The organism is Streptomyces sp. NPDC058741 (genome assembly GCF_042746715.1).
GTDB lineage: Bacteria > Actinomycetota > Actinomycetes > Streptomycetales > Streptomycetaceae > Streptomyces.
The window spans coordinates 1-17,975 of the sequence record NZ_JBHYQH010000002.1 but is presented as its reverse complement, the minus strand read 5'-3'; the positions used below and the strand labels follow the sequence as shown (position 1 = coordinate 17,975).

Genomic DNA, 17,975 nt, shown 5'->3' with positions numbered 1-17,975 from the left:
ATCGTTGAATTCACTGCGTACGCTCCTGAATATGGATATGCATACTGTGGTGAAGGGGAAAGGCGCGCAGCGCGGCCCTGAAAGGGTGGTGGTGGGCGACGGGCGGGCTTCCGGGGTCACGGCGTCCGACGTGCTCGCCGTGGCGCGCGCCGGAGCCCGCGTCGACCTCTCCGAGGAGGCCGTGGCCGCCCTCGCCGCGGCCCGCGAGATCGTGGACGTGCTGGCGGCCAAGCCGGACCCCGTCTACGGCGTCAGCACCGGATTCGGAGCCCTGGCGACCCGGCACATCAGCCCGGAGCTGCGCGCGCGGCTGCAGCGCAACATCGTCCGCTCGCACGCCGCCGGCATGGGGCCGCGGGTCGAGCGGGAGGTCGTCCGCGCCCTGATGTTCCTGCGGCTGAAGACGGTCTGCTCCGGGCGCACCGGCGTCCGGCCCGAGGTCGCGCAGGCCATGGCCGACCTGCTCAACGCCGGTATCACCCCGGTCGTGCACGAGTACGGCTCCCTCGGCTGTTCCGGCGACCTCGCCCCGCTGTCCCACTGCGCGCTCGCGCTGATGGGCGAGGGGGACGCCGAGGGCCCCGACGGCGTCGTGCGCCCGGCCGCCGAACTCCTCGCCGCGCACGGCCTCCAGCCGGTCGAACTGCGCGAGAAGGAGGGCCTCGCCCTCCTCAACGGCACCGACGGCATGCTCGGCATGCTGGTCATGGCCCTGGCCGACCTGGAGACGCTCTACCGGTCCGCCGACGTCACGGCCGCCCTGTCGCTGGAAGCCCTGCTCGGCACCGACAAGGTCCTCGCCCCCGAACTGCACGCCATCCGGCCGCACCCGGGGCAGGCCGCCAGCGCCGCCAACATGCTGGCCGTGCTGAAGGGATCCGGCCTGACCGGGCACCACCAGGACGACGCCCCGCGCGTCCAGGACGCCTACTCGGTGCGCTGCGCCCCGCAGGTCGCCGGGGCCGGGCGGGACACCCTGGCCCACGCCCGCCTGGTGGCGGAGCGGGAGCTGGCGTCCGCGGTGGACAACCCGGTGGTGCTGCCCGACGGACGGGTGGAGTCCAACGGCAACTTCCACGGGGCGCCCGTCGCCTACGTGCTCGACTTCCTCGCCATCGCCGCCGCCGACCTAGGCTCCATCGCCGAGCGGCGCACCGACCGGCTGCTGGACAAGAACCGCAGTCACGGCCTGCCGCCGTTCCTCGCCGACGACGCCGGTGTGGACTCGGGCCTGATGATCGCTCAGTACACGCAGGCCGCGCTGGTCAGCGAGCTGAAGCGGCTCGCCGTACCGGCGTCCGCCGACTCGATCCCGTCGTCCGCCATGCAGGAGGACCACGTCTCCATGGGCTGGTCGGCGGCGCGCAAGCTGCGCACGGCCGTGGACAACCTCGCCCGGGTCCTCGCCGTCGAGCTCTACGCCGCCACGCGCGCGGTCCAGCTGCGCGAGGGGCTGACCCCGGCGCCCGCGACGCGGGCGGTCGTCGAGGCCGTGCGGGAGGCGGGGGTCGGGGGGCCCGGGCCGGACCGGTTCCTGGCGCCCGACCTGGCCGCGGCGGAGGCGTTCCTGCGCGACGGGCGGCTGCTCGCCGCGGTGGAGAAGGTCACGGGGCCGCTGCGGTAGGAACGGCCCCGCCGGACGGCGGGCGATCTTGCCGTCCGGCGCCCTCGTCAAGTGCGGTCAGAGACCGAGCCGTTCCCGGCGGACGGAGTACACGACGAATCCGGCGCCCAGCGTGAGGCAGATCGTCCCGCCGATGACGTACGGCGTGCTGTCGAAGCTGCCGGTGTCGGCGAGACGGGTGCCCGTCACGGAGGCCTCCGAGGCCGTGGCCGCGATCCGCGCCTGCTCCGTCACCTGGGGCGACGGGTCGGCCGCGACCGTGGCTCTCACCGGGGCGGCCGACGTCGCGTTGGCGGACGGGACGAACCACAGGGCGCCCAGCAGGGACGCCGCGGCGGTGGCGGTCAGCAACGGACGGCGAGCGGATGACACGGAATATCGATCCCCTTGAGACGTCGGCGAATTGGCCGTGTGGGGCGATGTTAGTGAAAGGCGCGGGTCACGGGAAAGTCACAGGAGGCTCTGGCCGTACGCTCCCGCCATGAGCACACCTGAGACATCACGTTTTGTACGGCTTCGCGTGGAGCTCGTTCTCGAGGTCGAGGACGCCGAGGCGGTCACGAAGTCCGCGCTGAGCCGGATCGCCGGCGACAGCGCGATGCCCGAGACGGAACGGGCACACGCCGAGGGCACTGTGACGGAGGACACGGCGGAGGCCCTCGCCTACCTCGTGGACCCGTTCGACCTGGTCAGCGAGGTCCCCGGGGTCGAGCTCCAGCAGGCCTCCTGGAGTGCCGAGCGGATCGACCACGACCCCGACGCGCCGGACTGGGACCTCGGCGAGGATGATGGCGACGACGACAGCGACGGCTGACCGGCCCGGAACCCCGTGACCCCGGGAGGCAACCGCCGCCCGGGGTCTGCGCGTCTCAAGCGTCGCACCGACCGCACGAGCCTCACCCGCCCCGTCCGGCCAGGACGTGGTGATCCCCACACCTGCGCGGCCTGGGGAACCGGACGGCCCGGTCGTAGCGTTGAAGGTTCTCGACGAGGACTCACGGGTTCCGGCGGGGGCACTTGGATTTCGACCGGGACACCCGGGGTTTTGGGGATCGGCAACGATGGAGAAGCGTGTGATGACGGTCAGCAAGCGGCGCAAGGGCCTGACGGTCGCGTCCGCACTGCTCGGCGGAGTTCTGGTGCTCTCGGCGTGCTCCGGCGGGGACGACGGCGCCTCGGGAGGTGACGGCGGCGACAGCTCCCAGTCGAAGGTCGACGAGGCCGCGGCCAAGAAGACCTCCGAGGCCCAGATCAAGATCACGCCCGAGGACGGCTCGGACAACGCCTCGATCAACAACTCCGCGGCCGTCACCGTGAGCAAGGGCACGCTCACGTCCGTCAAGATGACCACCTCCGACGGCACGCAGGTCAGCGGCCAGATATCCGCCGACAAGACCAGCTGGAAGCCCAGCTCGCAGCTCGAGCGCTCGACCACGTACAAGCTCGCCGCGGAGGCCGAGGACTCCGAGGGCCGCGTCGCCCACGAGAACGCCTCGTTCACGACCGTCTCCCCGGCCAACAGCTTCATCGGCACCTTCACCCCGGACGACGGCACCACCGTGGGCGTCGGTATGCCGGTCTCGATCAACTTCGACAAGGCGATCACCAACAAGGCCGCGGTCCAGAAGGGCATCACGGTCAGCACGACCGGCGGCCAGGAGGTCGCCTGCCACTGGTTCAACGCCAACCGGATGGACTGCCGGCCCGAGGACTACTGGAAGGAAGGCTCCACCGTCACGCTGGAGCTCGCCCTCGACGGCGTCGAGGGTGCCAAGGGCGTCTACGGCGTCCAGCAGAAGACGGTCACCTTCAAGATCGGCCGCAACCAGGTCTCGTACGTCGACGCCAAGACCAAGCAGATGAAGATCACGCAGGACGGCAAGGTCGTCCGCACGATCCCGATCTCGGCCGGCTCCCCGGAGAACAAGACCTACGAGGGCATCATGGTGATGTCCGAGAAGTTCAAGGAGACGCGCATGAACGGCGCGACCGTGGGCTTCACGGACGACGACGGCAAGGGCGAGTACGACATCAAGGACGTGCCGCACGCCATCCGCCTCTCCAGCTCCGGCACGTTCATCCACGGCAACTACTGGGGCGCCAAGTCCATCTTCGGCAGCGTGAACACCAGCCACGGCTGTGTCGGCCTGCAGGACGTCAAGGGCGCGAACGACCCGAAGACGCCGGGCGCCTGGTTCTACAACAACTCGATGGTCGGTGACGTGGTGGTCGTCGAGAACACCGGCGACAAGACCATCGCCCCGGACAACGGCCTCAACGGCTGGAACATGAACTGGGCCGACTGGAAGGCCGGCTCGGCCGTCTGACGTACCGCCGGCCCACCAACCCACCGGCAGAAAGGCCGCCGCCCCTCCCGTACGCGGGGACGGGCGGCGGCCTTTCTCCGTAAAGGAGAACGCGCGATCTCAACTGCCATGCTCTGTAACGGAGTTCTGGCGGCCGGGTAACAGCGGGCCGCCGGGATCACCGCCTCCACCTCCTCTGCTGAGCACCTGATCACCCCTCGGCATACGGCGTGTTCCCGGGTGCGTACGAGCACGCCTACGAGACCACCCCCGGCCGGGTGAACGGGGACATCGCCCGGTACTTCTGCAAGGGGGAAACGTGCGCAGACGAGTGAGAAGGGCGTACGCGGCCACGGTCGCAGCTGCCCGCCTCCACCGCCCGCCTCCACGCCGCTGCGGGCCTCGACAGCAAGGCGCCGGCCGGCGGGAAGGTGCCGGTCCCGGTCACCGTCGAGGGCGCCGCCAAGGGCGCCAACCTCAAGTCCCGTCGGTGTACGTGTCGTACGGCTTCGGCAGGACCTGGAAGAAGCTCACCGTCACGAAGGGCAAGATCACCGTCACCAACCCGGCGAAGGGGAAGGCCATCTCCTTCCACGCCAAGATCGCCGACAGGAAGGGCAACAAGTCGACGATCTCGATCCACGACGCCTCCTACGGCAAGTGGGCCGCAGGGCCCGCCGGTGAGCGGCCCGCCGGAAGCCTCGGCCTCCGGCGGGCCGTCCGCGTCCCGCGGAGCCGGGTTCCCGCGTCCTACGGGGCCGGGTTCCCGGCTCCCGCGCGTGTCGCGTCGGCCCCCCAGCTCGCCAGCAGGCGCAGGGCCTCCGCGGACGGGCTGTCCGGTTCCGCGTGGTACGTGATCAGGGAGTGCTCGGCGTCGTCGACGAGCCGGAACGTCTCGAAGGAGAGGGTCAGGTCACCGACCAGGGGATGGCGCAGGCGCTTGACGCCGTAGCTCTTCTCCTTGACGTTATGGGCGGCCCACAGGCGGCGGAACTCCTCGCTCTTCACCGACAGCTCCCCCACCAGCGCGGACAGCTGCGGGTCGTCCGGGTGGCAGCCCGCGTCCATGCGCAGGTAGCCGACGATGTCGGACGCCTTCTGCTCCCACTCGACGAACAGCTCGCGGTACTCCGGCTCGAGGAACACCATCCGCGCCCAGTTCCGCTCCGGGGCCGGCAGCTCCGCCCAGTCGCCGAAGAGGGCCGCGGCCATCCGGTTCCAGGCCAGGACGTCCGAGCGCCGCCCGACCACGTACGCCGGGACGCTGTCGATCGAGTCCAGCAGGTGCCGCAGCGCCGGCCGCACCTGCCGGCCCCGCGCCACCGTCCTCTTCCTGTGCTGCTTCGGCTTGGCCAGGTGCGTCAGGTGCGCGTGCTCGGCGTCGCTCAGCCGCAGGGCCCGGGCGATCGCGTCCAGCACCTCGGCCGAGACGTTGTGGCCGTTGCCCTGCTCCAGCCGTGTGTAGTACGCCACGGACATGCCGGCCAGCTGTGCCAGCTCCTCCCGGCGCAGCCCCGGCACCCGGCGCCGCCCGAAGTCGGGCAGCCCCACGTCCTCCGGCTTCAGCCGGGCACGCCGGGTGCGCAGGAACTCGCTGAGCTCGGTGCGCCGGTCCAGGCCGCCACCGGCCACCGGCACGGGTTCGGGCTGTTCGTCCATGCCCTCCAGTAAACCTGTTCGTACGCATACGAGCCTGACCCCGCCAGTGGTACGCACGCCGTACGTACGCAAGACCGTGGTCTGGGTGCGGGCCCGCGCTTCCGGCACGGTGGACAGTGTGCCCGGCCGGAAGATCCAGAAGGCAGCCGGGCACATCACGTCGTTGAGGAGAAACCCGGCATGACCACAGTCGCTGCGTACGCCGCACCCGCTCCCAAGGCTCCCCTGGAGCGCACCACCATCGAGCGCCGCCAGGTCGGCGAGTTCGACGTCCTGATCGACATCGAGTTCGCCGGCATCTGCCACTCCGACATCCACCAGGCCCGCGAGGGCTGGGGCGAGGCCATCTTCCCGATGGTCCCCGGCCACGAGATCGCCGGTGTCGTCTCCGAGGTCGGCTCCGGTGTGACGAGGTTCGCCGTCGGCGACCGCGTGGGCGTCGGCTGCATGGTCGACTCCTGCCGTGAGTGCGAGAACTGCAAGGCCGGCCGCGAGCAGTACTGCGTCCAGGGCAACGTCCCGACGTACAACGGCATCGGCAAGGACGGCGAGCCCACCTACGGCGGCTACTCGCAGAAGGTCGTCGTCGACGAGAACTTCGTCGTCCGCATCCCCGACGGCCTGTCCCTCGACGTCGCAGCGCCGCTGCTGTGCGCCGGCATCACCCTGTACTCGCCGCTCAGGCGCTTCGGCGCCGGCCCCGGCCAGAAGGTCGCGATCGTCGGCCTGGGCGGCCTCGGCCACATGGGTGTCAAGATCGCGCACGCCCTCGGCGCCGAGGTGACCGTGCTGTCGCAGTCCCTGCGCAAGCAGGAGGACGGCCTGCGGCTGGGCGCGGACCACTACTACGCCACCAGCGACCCGAAGACCTTCGAGGAGCTGGCCGGCACCTTCGACCTGATCGTCTCCACGGTCTCGGCGCCGCTGGACTTCGGCGCCTACCTGTCGCTGCTGAAGACCGAGGGCACCCTGGCGAACGTCGGCGCCCCCGAGGAGCCCGTCTCCCTGAACCTCTTCTCGGTGATCGGGGGCGGCAAGTCGCTCGCCGGTTCCATGATCGGCGGCATCGCGGAGACCCAGGAGATGCTGGACTTCTGCGCCGAGCACGGTCTCGGCGCCGAGATCGAGCTGATCCGCGGCGACCAGATCAACGAGGCGTACGAGCGGGTCCTGAGCAGTGATGTGCGGTACCGGTTCGTGATCGACACGGCGACCATCTGACGCATCCGACGCCCCAGGACGAGTGCCCCGGCCGGGTGTGCGGCCGGGGCACTCGGCGTGTCCGCCGGACCGTGTCGCACCGGAGCCGGAGGGGTATACACGGGAGAGTGGTCCAGGGGAGCCCAGAAGGGGAGGCCAGCCATGACCGTGCAGCTCAACCACACGATTGTCGCCGCCCACGACAAACGCGCCTCGGCCCGGTTCCTGGCCGACCTCCTGGGACTCGAGGTCGGCCCGCCCTACGGCCCCTTCCTGCCGGTCGAGATCTCCAACGGCGTCACGCTCGACTACATGGACACCCCCGGCGCGATCATGCCGCAGCACTACGCCTTCCTGGTCTCGGAGGAGGAGTTCGACGAGATCTTCGGCCGTATCCGGGAGGCCGGCCTGACGTACTGGGCGGACCCCTTCCACAGCCGTCCCGGCGAGATCAACCACCACGACGGCGGCCGCGGCGCCTACTTCGACGACCCCGACGGCCACAGCCTGGAGATCATCACCAGGCCCTACGGCAGCGGCGGCTGACGGCGAGCGTCGCCGTCAGGGCCCCGCCGAACGGCCGGGCGGGAGGTGGAGCGCGCCGTCGCCGGGCCGCGCACCGGCTGCCCTGGAGGGGGCGGAGCGGGGGAAGCGGACGCATGCGGGAAGCGTAGGCGGGGAGGCACCGCTTCCGGTGCGGACCGGAGCACGTGCGCGGTCAGTCCTTCGACAGCGGCGAGGTGCGCGGAGGCGGCGGAGGGGCGCCCCGCTCCGGCTCCCGGCCGCCCTGGTCCAGCCGGAACGGCGGGTACTGGTCGGTCATCAGCGCGGCGTAGGCGGACACCCGCGCGACCCAGCGGGCGAGGCCGATGAGGAGGTCGAAGAGGTGCCGGGGGTAGCGGGCGGTGAACAGCAGGACGACCACCGCGACCAGCGAGAGGAAGGGGATCAGCCCGCCTCCTCCCCAGCCCTCGTTCTCCTCCTCGCCCCAGCCCCAGCCGCCCAGCAGGATCCCGACGACGACGTACTGCGGGATCACCAGCAGCCACCACTTCACCAGCACCAGCCCGCGCGAGAGCCGCTCGGGGTGGACGACGTCGAAGCGGGCCGGGTAGTCCGCCACGTCGGCGAGCGTGAAGGGCGGGTAGCGGTCGGTGCCGAGTGCGGTGTAGGCGTAGTAGGCGACCCGCCAGTTCCACCGCAGCACCCCGACGTTGAAGTCGAAGAGCGCGCGGGGGTAGCGGGCGGTGAAGAGGATCGCGAAGAAGGCGATCACGGTCACGACGCCGAACGCGATGAAGAGGAAGAACAGCACGATGTAGTGCGGGACGGCGAGCAGCCACTTCACCAGCCACATCCAGCGGGACAGCCGGGGATCGACGTACGCCTCCAGACGCACCGGCGACGGGGTGACAGGAATCATCCGGCAACTCCTCTCGTGCACCCCCGCACCCCCACGGCTCGTCCAGGCTCACACGCCCGGAGGTGCGCCGCGAGCCCGGTTCGTCCGTCCGCGCGGGCCGCAACGGCGTCCGCTCAGGCCTTCGCCCGCACCGGCTGCCGGAGCAGATGGCCCGCGGCGATCGAGACCAGCACCCCCATGCACGCGATGAACACCAGCGCCGCACCCTCCAGGCCGATCGGCTCCGTCAGCACCCCGACGCCGATCACCGGCACCGAGATCCCCGCGTAGGCCACCACGCACAGCGTCGAGATCACCGCCGCGCGCCGGTCAGCGGGCGACGCGTCGGCCACCGCGGACAGCGCCCCGCGGAACGCCAGTCCCTGCCCGGTCGCGCCGACGAGCGCGCTCAGCACCACCAGCGCCGCCAGGCCCCAGTACAGGGCGCCTGCGAGCAGCAGCAGCCCGCCGAGCAGCCCGGCGCAGCCCACCGGCAGCGACCGGCCCGCCCCGACCCGGCCGGCCGTCAGCTGCCCGGCGGTCGAGGAGAAGAAGGCCAGGGCGACGATCGCCCCGCTCACGGCGTGGTCGCGCAGATCCAGCGACTCGGCGAGGAACGCCGGGCTGACCGCCGTGAACACCCCGAACAGCGCGAAGCCCACGAAGGAGGCCGTGGCCGCCGGCCCGAACACCGCCCGCACCTGCGCGGGCAGGGCGGGCCGCTGCGGCCGTACCGTGCGCGGCGGCCGCGGCTCCTCCACGGTCTCCGCCAGCCGCAGCAGGACGACCGCCGAGACGGCCACCAGGACCAGATGCACCACGAAGGGCAGGTAGAGCGGCCGCGGGCGTACTGGGCGAGCACTCCGGCCAGCAGGGGACCGCAGCCGAGGCCCCCCATGTTGGCGGCGGTCGCGACGAAGGTGGCCCGGGAGGCGCCGCCCCGGGGTGCGGCTCCATGACGTAAGGCCGTGGCGGCGCCCGTGAACAGGCCGACGGACACCCCCGACAGCAGCCGCCCCGCATAGAGCCGGGGCAGGCCGCTCGCGGACAGGAAACAGACGGCGCTCGCCGCCGCGAACGCCAGGCCGCACACCAGCACCGGGCGCCTGCCCACGGCGTCCGAGGCGTTGCCCACCAGCAGCAGCACGCCGATGACCGCGCACGCGTACAGGGCGTAGACGACGGTGACGGTCAGCTCGGAGAAGTGGAGTTCGTCCTGGTAGAGCGGGTAGAGCGGGGTGGGCAGCGTGGTGCCGGCCATGCACACGGCGAACACCGCTCCGGCGAGCAGGCACCGGCGCCACCCGGGTGATCGCCGTCCATACGCCGACCGTAACCCGCTGGCCGCCGCCCGCCCGCGCGGCGTGCCCGGCCGGCAGGGCGCTACGGCGTGACGGGACGGACCGCCTCGCCGTCCGGGTCCGTGACCGGCACCGCCGGGTCGACGAGCTGCTCACGGACGTAGTTCCACACCACGGCGATCAGCGCGGCGACGGGGACCGCGAGCAGGCTGCCCACGATGCCGGCGAGGCTGCCGCCCAGGGTCACGGCCAGCAGCACCACGGCCGCGTGCAGGCCGAGTCCGCGGCTCTGGATCATGGGCTGGAAGACGTTGCCCTCCAGCTGCTGTACCACGACGATGATCGCCAGCACGATGAGCGCGTCGGTCAGGCCGTTGGAGACCAGCGCGATCAGCACCGCGACGAAGCCGGCGAACAGGGCGCCGATGATCGGCACGAACGCCGAGACGAAGGTCAGCACCGCCAGGGGCAGCACCAGCGGGACGCCGAGGATCCACAGGCCGAGGCCGATCAGCACGGCGTCGAGCAGTCCGACGGCCGCCTGGGACCGCACGAACGCGCCGAGCGTCGCCCAGCCGCGGGCGAACACCGTCGGCACGTCGGTGGCCAGTCGGCCCGGCAGCTGACGGCCGAGCCAGGGCAGGAACCGCGGCCCGTCCTTGAGGAAGAAGAACATCAGGAAGAGCGCGAGCACGGCGGTGACGACCCCGTTCACCACGGTGCTGACGCCCGTCACGACGGCGCCGACCATGCTGCCGAGACCCTCCTGGGCCTTGGCGACCGCACTGTCGAAGGCCCGGTCGATCTGGGCGTCCCCGATGTTCAGAGGCGGCCCGGCGGCCCACTCGCGCAGCCGCTGGATGCCCTCGACGACCCCGTCGGACAGCTGACCCGACTGGGAGGCCACGGGGACGGCGATCAGCGCCACGACCCCCGCGGCGAGAAGCAGGAAAGCCACGGTCACCACTGAGGCGGCCAGCGCCGGCGGCCATCCGCGCCGCCGCAGGAAGTGCGCCGCGGGCCAGGTCAGCGTGGTCAGCAGCAGCCCGACCACGAGCGGCCACACCACCGACCACATCCGGCCCAGCAGCCACAGCGCCACGGCCGACAGGGCGAAGAGCAGCAGCAGCTCGGCGGACACCCGCGCGGAGGTCCGCAGCGCGTCCCGGGTCTTCGTGGAACTCAAAGGGGCAGTCACCCAGGCACCCTACGGCCACTCGAAGTCTTCCCGGTAGCGCCGGCGACGCCGCCCTCCCCGGCTCACCCAGCCGGGGAAGTGTCTCGGCCGGGTCCGCGCGCCAGGTCCCGCACGGCTGCCGCGATGGGGGCGGGAACCAGTGACCAGTCGACGTCGAGGAAGCGGGCACGCAGCCGGGCCGCTCGCTCGCGCCCGGGCGCGTACCGGCGCAGCACCGGGTGGTCGACCCCGCGTGCGAGGCACTGGTCCACCGCGGCCAGGATCTCCTGGTGGGACGGCACGCACTCCCAGGCGATCCGGGAGGGATCCATGAGGGACTCCCAGACGGGAAGGTTGTGCGGCTCCGCCAGCAGGCTGTCCCGCACGCCCAGCAGCCCGCGGGCGTAGTCCTCCCCGAGGAACGCGGTCGTCATGAGGTAGCAGAAGCAGCACTTCGGGCACCGGCCGCACCACGGTTTGCCGTAATTGCACGAATGCGTCCGCAGGAGAAGGTCCGGCCGGGTGGCGACCATGCCGTAGATGGTGTGGTCGTAGAGGCCGCGCAGGGTGGAATCGAAGCCCTGGAACCAGTCGCAGCCGGTGAGTTCCGGGAACAGCAGCGACGACATCGCCTGGTACTCGCTGCTCTTGCACCACTGGTGGCTGATCTCCTCGCCCTCCCACACGACGTGCGGGTCATCGGCGGACCGCTCGATGTTGAACCAGACGCGGTCGTAGCCCCCGTGCAGCACGATCGGCATGTACCCGACATAGCTGGCCGTGTGCCCGACGGCGAAGTCGGTCCGGTAGTGATCCGCCGTCACACCGGTTTCGGCGAAGCGGACGGCCGGGCGGTCGTAGAAGTCGTCGCGGACGTGCACGCGGACCACCTCGGCGCCCCGCGCATCCGCTCCCGACCGCAGGTTCTCCAGCAGCCGGCGCTGCAGGTCGTGGTCACCGCCGACCGGCAGGTACGCCTCGTACACGTCGTGGTCTATCCCGCTCCTGCCGAGGATCATCATCCCGGCGAGGGTGTCCTTGCCGCCGCCGTTGGTCAGCAGGGCGCGGCCTCCGGTGTCCCGGGCGCGGCCTCCGCCCCGTATCTCCGCCGCGGGCGCGGGGGAGACCAGCGCCGGTGCGCCGTCGCGGTAGCGGATCCTGTTGCGGTACCGCCACTCGCCGAACTGGCTCAGGAAGCACCGCCGCCAGAGCGCGCTGACCGAGGCATCGCAGGACAGCCCGGGCGGCAGGACGACACGCTCGCCGCCCAGGGCGAGGAACCGCATGGCGTCCCAGGCGATCAGCGCGCTGACCAGACGCAGACCGTTCTGACGTACGGGCAGGGCGGCGAACACCTCGGACCAGGCCGGGACCGATGCGTAGGAGAGGGCGGACGTGAACGTCAGGCCGCCCACGTCCACCCGGTAGTCCAGGCCGGCGGGACGGTCCCGGAGAGCGAACGTACGCACCACCACATCGTGTTCCGGCCGGGCGGGAAGCGTACGGGCCGGGGCGGGAAGCGCCGCATGCCGGTGCAGGACCATAGGTGCTCCGCGGGGCGAGGGGGCCGGGGGCGCACGTCCCCGCTCGCGGCGGGCGGCTCCCCCCTTCACCGTAGGAGCGCCACGGCCGACCCACCACTCGGGTGAACCGGACCCACCCCGGAGCTCAGGACCCCCGCGCCCGGGGCCCCTTGGCGCGCGGCATCAGCACCAGGGCCGCCACGGCCACGACGAGCGGCAGGAAGCTGACGGTCAGCATGGTGAGCCGCAGGCCCCCGGCGAAGTCCAGCCCGAGGTCCAGCCCCGAGGCCTGACGCAGCAGGTTCGGGTCGTACACGGTGCTGCCCGGGCTCTGCGCGAGGCCGCTGCGCACCGCGTCCACGGCCTGCCCGGCATCGCTCGCCGACATGTCACGCGAGTCGGCGTCCGCCAGCCACTGCCGCTGGAAGAAGAAGTTGAGCAGCAGCAGGTAGACGGTGGGCCCGAACGCGGCACCGGTCACCGCGAAGCCCATCTGGACCGAGGCCACCGTGCCGGACTGCCCGGGCGGCGCCTGGGAGAGGACCGTCTCGGACACCGACGCGGACGCGACCACCGAGCCGAGGTTGCAGAGCCAGGTGACCAGCACGATCAGCCAGACCGCCATCGTGGGACCGGCGGTCCCCGCCAGCAGCAGCGCGCTGGCCGCCATCACCAGCAGTCCGCCGGCCATCACCGGCCGCGGGGTGTACGCCCCGACCAGACGTCCGGCCAGGATCACCGCACCGGCGATCAGCAGGGTGCCGGGCAGGTACAGCAGGCCGATGGCCTCGGGGGACAGGGACAGGACCTTGCTGCCGAACTGCCCGAGCACGATCCCGAGCCCGGCGATCAGGAAGTTCACGGTGAGCGTCGCCATCAGGGCCACGCTGAACGGCGCGCTGCGGAACAGCGCCAGGTCCAGCGCGGGATCGGGGGTCCGGCGCGCGTGCAGCAGGAAGAGCAGGACACCGGCCACGCCGACAGCGAGCGGACCCCAGGTCTGAGGGCGGAAGACGCCGTTCTGCGCCGCGGAGAGACTGACGACGAGAGCCAGCATGGTCGTCCCGATCAGGCAGATGCCGACCACGTCGAGACGGCCGCCTCGCCGCAGCGGTGCCTCCGGGACATGGCGGGCGATCAGCCAGAGCGAGACCAGGCACAGCAGTGGGGTGATCAGGAACAGGAACCGCCAGCCGACGGCCGCCACCACCCAGCCCGTGACCGCGGGGGCCGTGCCGCACAGGATCACGTCGGTGGCCATCAGCACGCCGATGGCCACCGGCCGCCTCCCGGGCGCCACGGACGTCTTCAGCAGGGCCAGCGGCACGCCCAGCATCGGGGTCATCCCCAGCCCGGCCAGGAAGCGCATCGCCAGCAGGAAGCCGAAACCGGGAGACAGCGCGGCGAGCAGGTTCGCCACCGTCGCGACGGCCAGCCCCAGCATCAGCATCCGCTTGAGCCCGAAGGAGTCCCCGATCCTGCCCGCGGCCAGGACGAGGGACGCCATCACCAGCGTCGCCGCTCCCCCCAGCAGCCCGAGGTACTGCGGCGGCACGTGGAGGGCCCGGCTCACCTCCGGCAGGTTGAGACTGAGCACCAGGGGGTCGAGGACCGTGATCGTGAAGGCGATGGCGAGTCCGAGGACGAGCGGCAGCCGAGCCGCTGCGGTGCGTGACCCGACTGCCGGCACCGCGACACCTCCGGGGCTCCCTCGACGCGTGCCGGTCGAGGCTAACCCCGCCACCGCGGGGCGACCGGGTCCGCGCGGGCCGACGCGCGCCGAAGCCCGGCGTTCGGGTCAACCGGTGCAGGCCCCGCCGATGAGTTCCGCGCCGTCCGGCGGTCGTAGTTGCCGAACCCGTCACCGAGAGAGGAACTCCGATGCGCAGCGTGACCTACTCGATGGGTGTCTCCCTGGACGGTTACATCGTCGGCCCGGACGGCCGCTTCGACTGGACGGCGCCCGACCCGGAGGTCTTCCGCTTCTGGATCGACGAGATCCGGGAGGTCGGCGTCCACCTGCTGGGACGACGGCTGTACGAGACGATGCTGTCCTGGGAGACCGCCGAACAGGAACGCGCGCTCGACGACGCCGAGCGCGCGTGGACGGCGCTCTGGAACCCGCTCCCGAAGGTGGTGTTCTCCACCACGCTGTCGGAGGTGCAGGGCAACGCGCGCCTGGCCACGGGCGGAGTGGCGGAGGAGATCGAGCGGCTGCGCGCCGAGCCGGGGGAGGGCGACATCGCCATCGGCGGCGCGACTCTCGCCGCCGAGGCGGCCGCGGCGGGCCTGATCGACGAGTACCGGGCCGTGGTCCACCCGGTGCTCGTCGGAGGCGGCATCCCCTTCTTCCCGCGCGAGGAGCGCCGGGTGGATCTCGAACTCGTCGAGACCCGCACCTTCAACTCGAGGTTCGTCTACCTCCGCCACCGCGTGGTGCGTTAGCGGCGCCGGCGGTCTGCCGGCACCGCCCGCGACCGGACCTCAGCCGCCTGCCGGGGCCACGCCGATCGGGCAGGAGAGGCCCGTCCCGCCGATGCCGCAGTACCCGGCCGGGTTCTTGTCCAGGTACTGCTGGTGGTAGCCCTCCGCCGGGTAGAAGGGCCGGCCCTCCGCCGCGACGATCTCCGTGGTGATGCCGCCGTGCCCGGCGGAGGTGAGGACCTTCTGGTAGGCCTCCCGGGAGGACTTGGCCGCGGTGTCCTGCTCGGGGGTGTGGGTGTAGATCGCCGAGCGGTACTGCGTGCCCACGTCGTTGCCCTGGCGGAAGCCCTGCGTGGGGTCGTGGGACTCCCAGAACGTCTTCAGCAGCCGCTCGTACGAGATCAGCGCCGGGTCGTAGACCACGCGCACGACCTCCGTGTGGCCGGTGAGGCCCGAGCAGACCTCCTCGTAGGTGGGGTTCTCGGTGGAGCCGCCCTGGTAGCCGGCCAGGGTCGTCCAGACGCCGGCCGGGAGCTGCCAGAACTTGCGCTCGGCGCCCCAGAAGCAGCCCAGGCCGAAGTCGGCGATCTCCATGCCCTCGGGATAGGGGCCGAGCAGCGGGTTGCCGAGGACGGTGTGCCGGTCGGGGACCGTGAACGCCGGCTCCGGGCGGCCCTGCAGGGCCTGCTCGGGGGTCGGCAGCTGGGGTGTGCGGCTGTGCAGGAACATGCGGTCTCCAGCGGTCTCCATCGGGGGCGGCGCCCACGGGCGGGCGACGCCCCGTACAACGCGCGGCGGCCGGAGGGAATTCCGGCCCCGCCTCAGTGGGGCAGGCTCGCCGGATTGCCGCCGTTCGCCTCGTAGCCCGCCACCGCCAGCGCGCGGAACACCGCGAACTCCGCCGCCGGGTCGGGCGACAGCGTCCAGGGCAGGGCGCCCACGTGCCCGTCGATGTGCACCAGCTGGTTCATCGCCTCCGACCAGCGCTCGCCGCGGACCAGGAAGAACACCAGCATGTGCCGCACGTGCGCGAGCATCGGGTCGTCGGGGCGGGCCGAGTGCACCGCGTGCAGCGCGCCGTGCACCGCCTTGGTGACGACCTCCGACTGCCAGAAGCTGCTGACCAGCGTCACGTCGGGCAGGTGCTCGAAGACCGCGAACAGCGGCATGGCGGCCAGCAGCGAGCCCCGCGGGGCCCGGGCCGCGGCGGCCTCCGCGAACGCGTACGCCTGGTCACGGGAGCCGTGCCACTTCTCGCACCAGTAGTGCAGGGCGGCCAGATGCGCGCCCATGTGCGCCGGGGCGCGGTCCAGGATCTTCAGCCAGAGCTGCTCGAAGTCCCTCTGCGCGTGGTTCAGCCCGCGGGCCACCGACAGCTCGACGATGTACGGGATCGGATCGCCGGGGGCCAGCAGGGCCGCGTCGGCGCACGCCGATCTCGCCTCCTCCATGATGATCCGGAACTCGTCCGTGCCGGGCGTCGCCGTGCGCCAGGCCTGCTGCACCAGGAACTCGGCCTGCACCGCCGCCCCGCCCGCGTCCTTGGGCGCCTCGGCCCGCCACACCCGCAGCCACTGCCCGCCCGGCGACTCGCCCACCCCGCCGGGCCGCTGCGCGAGCTCCAGCGAGGCCGCCCCCGCGAAGGCCTGCACACGCTGCCAGCGCCGCTCGCCCTCCGTCTCCGTGCCCGCGAGGAGCTGCTGCGCCGCGCGGTAGTCCTGCGTGCGCTGCACGACCTCCAGGACGTCCAGCAGGTCCTGGTCGGGGCCTGGCATGCGGATGTCGAGCTCCTCCTCGCGGACGAAGCCGTAGTTCGCCGGGTCCGCCGCGTCCGGGTGGTCGGGCGGGACCAGCCCGACCGCACCGCGCCTGCGCCGCAGCAGGGGAAGCAGCACGAAGCCCAGCATGACCAGTGCGATCAGGACCCAGAGAATCTCCATGCCACAAGCGAACCAGACGGCCCCGTCCCTTGGCCAACCTGCTCCCCGAACCTGTGGAAAACCCGGACGGGCGGCCCCCGCCGCCCTGGGGACAACCGGTGGGAGACCGGCCGCGGGGCCCGTGTCCGGCCGTCCCGGGCACGCGCCCCGTCGGCGCACTACCCTCGGTGCCCATGAGCGACAGGCACATCAGTCAGCACTTCGAGACGCTCGCGATCCACGCGGGCAACACCGCCGACCCGCAGACGGGCGCGGTCGTCCCGCCGATCTACCAGGTCTCCACCTACAAGCAGGACGGTGTCGGCGGACTGCGCGGCGGCTACGAGTACAGCCGCAGCGCCAACCCGACCAGGACCGCCCTGGAGGAGAACCTCGCCGCCCTGGAGGGCGGCCGCCGCGGCCTCGCGTTCGCGTCCGGGCTGGCGGCCGAGGACTGCCTGCTGCGCACGCTGCTCAGCCCCGGCGACCACGTGGTCATCCCCAACGACGCCTACGGCGGCACCTTCCGCCTGTTCGCCAAGGTCGTCGCCCGCTGGGGCGTGGAGTGGTCGGTCGCCGACACCTCCGACCCGGCCGCCGTCCGGGACGCCATCACCCCGAGGACCAAGGTCGTATGGGTGGAGACCCCCTCCAACCCGCTGCTCGGCATCACCGACATCGCCGCCGTCGCCCACGTCGCCCGGGACGCGGGCGCCCGCCTCGTCGTCGACAACACCTTCGCCACGCCCTACCTCCAGCAGCCGCTCTCGCTCGGCGCGGACATCGTGGTGCACTCGCTGACCAAGTACATGGGCGGCCACTCCGACGTCGTCGGCGGCGCCCTGATCACCGCCGACGCCGGACTCGGCGAGGAGCTGGCCTTCCACCAGAACGCCATGGGCGCGGTCGCCGGGCCCTTCGACTCCTGGCTGGTGCTGCGCGGCACCAAGACGCTCGCGGTGCGCATGGACCGGCACAGCGAGAACGCCGCCAAGGTCGCCGACATGCTCACCCGGCACGCGCGCGTGACGAGCGTGCTCTACCCGGGCCTGCCGGAGCACCCCGGCCACGAGGTCGCCGCCAAGCAGATGAGGTCCTTCGGCGGCATGATCTCCTTCCGGGTCCAGGGCGGCGAGGAGGCGGCCGTCGAGGTGTGCAACCGCGCCGAGGTGTTCACCCTCGGCGAGTCGCTCGGCGGTGTCGAGTCGCTGATCGAGCACCCCGGCCGCATGACGCACGCCTCCGCGGCCGGCTCGGCGCTGGAGGTCCCCGGCGACCTGGTGCGGCTGTCCGTCGGCATCGAGAACGCCGACGACCTGCTGGAGGACCTGCAGCAGGCGCTCGGCTAGAAGATCACTGAAAATGTTGCGGGTTCTGGCCCCGGCTCGGTGGAGTTGGGGCCAGTCTTGTAGGCATGCAGGGGGAATGGGCCGGGGAGAT

At 72.0% G+C, this 17,975-nt stretch carries 15 protein-coding genes and 2 pseudogenes; 8 read left to right on the top strand and 9 right to left on the bottom strand.

What is annotated here, in order from left to right:
• Window positions 1-37: 37 nt before the first annotated feature.
• Window positions 38-1,624 carry a histidine ammonia-lyase gene (gene hutH, locus ACFW6P_RS01535; RefSeq protein WP_386351583.1) on the top strand — a complete coding sequence of 529 codons (1,587 nt, stop codon included), beginning with the start codon at window positions 38-40 and terminating at the stop codon, window positions 1,622-1,624.
• Between the two features lie 57 nt (window positions 1,625-1,681).
• Here the strand turns inward: hutH and ACFW6P_RS01530 are convergent, their stop codons facing one another.
• The gene (locus ACFW6P_RS01530; RefSeq protein WP_386351245.1) at window positions 1,682-1,996 is read right to left on the bottom strand and encodes a hypothetical protein; all 315 of its coding nucleotides are present in this window, start codon (window positions 1,994-1,996) and stop codon (window positions 1,682-1,684) included.
• A 148-nt stretch (window positions 1,997-2,144) separates the two neighbouring features.
• On the opposite strand from ACFW6P_RS01530, the gene ACFW6P_RS01525 reads away from it, so the two are divergent.
• The 3 genes and pseudogenes from ACFW6P_RS01525 to ACFW6P_RS01515 form a co-directional block, all read left to right on the top strand.
• Window positions 2,145-2,438, top strand: coding sequence for a hypothetical protein (locus ACFW6P_RS01525; RefSeq protein ID WP_386422629.1), 294 nt, complete (start codon window positions 2,145-2,147; stop codon window positions 2,436-2,438).
• Window positions 2,439-2,685: 247 nt separating this feature from the next.
• Window positions 2,686-3,951, top strand: coding sequence for an Ig-like domain-containing protein (locus ACFW6P_RS01520; RefSeq protein ID WP_386422626.1), 1,266 nt, complete (start codon window positions 2,686-2,688; stop codon window positions 3,949-3,951).
• 332 nt (window positions 3,952-4,283) lie between these two features.
• Window positions 4,284-4,591 (top strand): annotated as a pseudogene (locus ACFW6P_RS01515) (hypothetical protein); the annotation flags it as partial.
• Window positions 4,592-4,680: 89 nt separating this feature from the next.
• On the opposite strand, the gene ACFW6P_RS01510 reads toward ACFW6P_RS01515, so the two are convergent.
• On the bottom strand, window positions 4,681-5,589 hold the full coding sequence (locus tag ACFW6P_RS01510; RefSeq protein WP_386422623.1) for a helix-turn-helix transcriptional regulator: 909 nt from the start codon (window positions 5,587-5,589) through the stop codon (window positions 4,681-4,683).
• A gap of 180 nt (window positions 5,590-5,769) precedes the next feature.
• On the opposite strand from ACFW6P_RS01510, the gene ACFW6P_RS01505 reads away from it, so the two are divergent.
• Both ACFW6P_RS01505 and ACFW6P_RS01500 read left to right on the top strand, forming a co-directional pair.
• A complete protein-coding gene (locus ACFW6P_RS01505; protein WP_386351235.1) occupies window positions 5,770-6,810 on the top strand; it encodes an NAD(P)-dependent alcohol dehydrogenase in 1,041 nt (346 codons plus the stop codon).
• Window positions 6,811-6,951: 141 nt separating this feature from the next.
• Entirely contained in the window at window positions 6,952-7,335 is a 384-nt protein-coding gene (locus tag ACFW6P_RS01500) for a VOC family protein (protein ID WP_386351233.1), read from the top strand.
• Between the two features lie 172 nt (window positions 7,336-7,507).
• On the opposite strand, the gene ACFW6P_RS01495 is transcribed toward ACFW6P_RS01500, so the two are convergent.
• The 5 genes and pseudogenes from ACFW6P_RS01495 to ACFW6P_RS01475 form a co-directional block, all read right to left on the bottom strand.
• On the bottom strand, window positions 7,508-8,212 hold the full coding sequence (locus ACFW6P_RS01495) for a DUF4389 domain-containing protein (protein ID WP_386351230.1): 705 nt from the start codon (window positions 8,210-8,212) through the stop codon (window positions 7,508-7,510).
• Between the two features lie 113 nt (window positions 8,213-8,325).
• Window positions 8,326-9,514 (bottom strand): annotated as a pseudogene (locus tag ACFW6P_RS01490) (MFS transporter).
• A gap of 60 nt (window positions 9,515-9,574) precedes the next feature.
• Window positions 9,575-10,690, bottom strand: coding sequence for an AI-2E family transporter (locus tag ACFW6P_RS01485; protein ID WP_386351227.1), 1,116 nt, complete (start codon window positions 10,688-10,690; stop codon window positions 9,575-9,577).
• Window positions 10,691-10,752: 62 nt separating this feature from the next.
• Complete coding sequence (locus ACFW6P_RS01480; protein WP_386351224.1) at window positions 10,753-12,138, bottom strand: hypothetical protein; 1,386 nt, start codon at window positions 12,136-12,138, stop codon at window positions 10,753-10,755.
• A 199-nt stretch (window positions 12,139-12,337) separates the two neighbouring features.
• Complete coding sequence (locus tag ACFW6P_RS01475; protein WP_386351221.1) at window positions 12,338-13,882, bottom strand: MFS transporter; 1,545 nt, start codon at window positions 13,880-13,882, stop codon at window positions 12,338-12,340.
• Window positions 13,883-14,073: 191 nt separating this feature from the next.
• Between ACFW6P_RS01475 and ACFW6P_RS01470 the strand changes: the two genes are divergently transcribed.
• On the top strand, window positions 14,074-14,637 hold the full coding sequence (locus ACFW6P_RS01470) for a dihydrofolate reductase family protein (RefSeq protein ID WP_386351219.1): 564 nt from the start codon (window positions 14,074-14,076) through the stop codon (window positions 14,635-14,637).
• A gap of 39 nt (window positions 14,638-14,676) precedes the next feature.
• Here the strand turns inward: ACFW6P_RS01470 and msrA are convergent, their stop codons facing one another.
• Both msrA and ACFW6P_RS01460 read right to left on the bottom strand, forming a co-directional pair.
• Window positions 14,677-15,345: a peptide-methionine (S)-S-oxide reductase MsrA gene (gene msrA / locus ACFW6P_RS01465; protein WP_386351216.1), complete on the bottom strand. Its 669-nt coding sequence runs from the start codon at window positions 15,343-15,345 to the stop codon at window positions 14,677-14,679.
• A gap of 92 nt (window positions 15,346-15,437) precedes the next feature.
• Window positions 15,438-16,556 carry a hypothetical protein gene (locus tag ACFW6P_RS01460; RefSeq protein WP_386351213.1) on the bottom strand — a complete coding sequence of 373 codons (1,119 nt, stop codon included), beginning with the start codon at window positions 16,554-16,556 and terminating at the stop codon, window positions 15,438-15,440.
• Window positions 16,557-16,729: 173 nt separating this feature from the next.
• On the opposite strand from ACFW6P_RS01460, the gene ACFW6P_RS01455 reads away from it, so the two are divergent.
• A complete protein-coding gene (locus ACFW6P_RS01455) occupies window positions 16,730-17,884 on the top strand; it encodes a cystathionine gamma-synthase (RefSeq protein WP_386422620.1) in 1,155 nt (384 codons plus the stop codon).
• The last annotated feature ends 91 nt before the right edge of the window (window positions 17,885-17,975 follow it).

Bases quoted from the DNA above. Each gene is read 5' to 3' on its own strand.
- hutH (WP_386351583.1), top strand. From the start codon at position 38: ATGCATACTGTGGTGAAGGGGAAAGGCGCGCAGCGCGGCCCTGAAAGG.
- ACFW6P_RS01520 (WP_386422626.1), top strand. From the start codon at position 2,686: ATGGAGAAGCGTGTGATGACGGTCAGCAAGCGGCGCAAGGGCCTGACG.
- ACFW6P_RS01510 (WP_386422623.1), bottom strand. From the start codon at position 5,589: ATGGACGAACAGCCCGAACCCGTGCCGGTGGCCGGTGGCGGCCTGGAC.
- ACFW6P_RS01505 (WP_386351235.1), top strand. From the start codon at position 5,770: ATGACCACAGTCGCTGCGTACGCCGCACCCGCTCCCAAGGCTCCCCTG.
- ACFW6P_RS01500 (WP_386351233.1), top strand. From the start codon at position 6,952: ATGACCGTGCAGCTCAACCACACGATTGTCGCCGCCCACGACAAACGC.
- ACFW6P_RS01495 (WP_386351230.1), bottom strand. From the start codon at position 8,212: ATGATTCCTGTCACCCCGTCGCCGGTGCGTCTGGAGGCGTACGTCGAT.
- ACFW6P_RS01470 (WP_386351219.1), top strand. From the start codon at position 14,074: ATGCGCAGCGTGACCTACTCGATGGGTGTCTCCCTGGACGGTTACATC.
- msrA (WP_386351216.1), bottom strand. From the start codon at position 15,345: ATGTTCCTGCACAGCCGCACACCCCAGCTGCCGACCCCCGAGCAGGCC.
- ACFW6P_RS01460 (WP_386351213.1), bottom strand. From the start codon at position 16,556: ATGGAGATTCTCTGGGTCCTGATCGCACTGGTCATGCTGGGCTTCGTG.
- ACFW6P_RS01455 (WP_386422620.1), top strand. From the start codon at position 16,730: ATGAGCGACAGGCACATCAGTCAGCACTTCGAGACGCTCGCGATCCAC.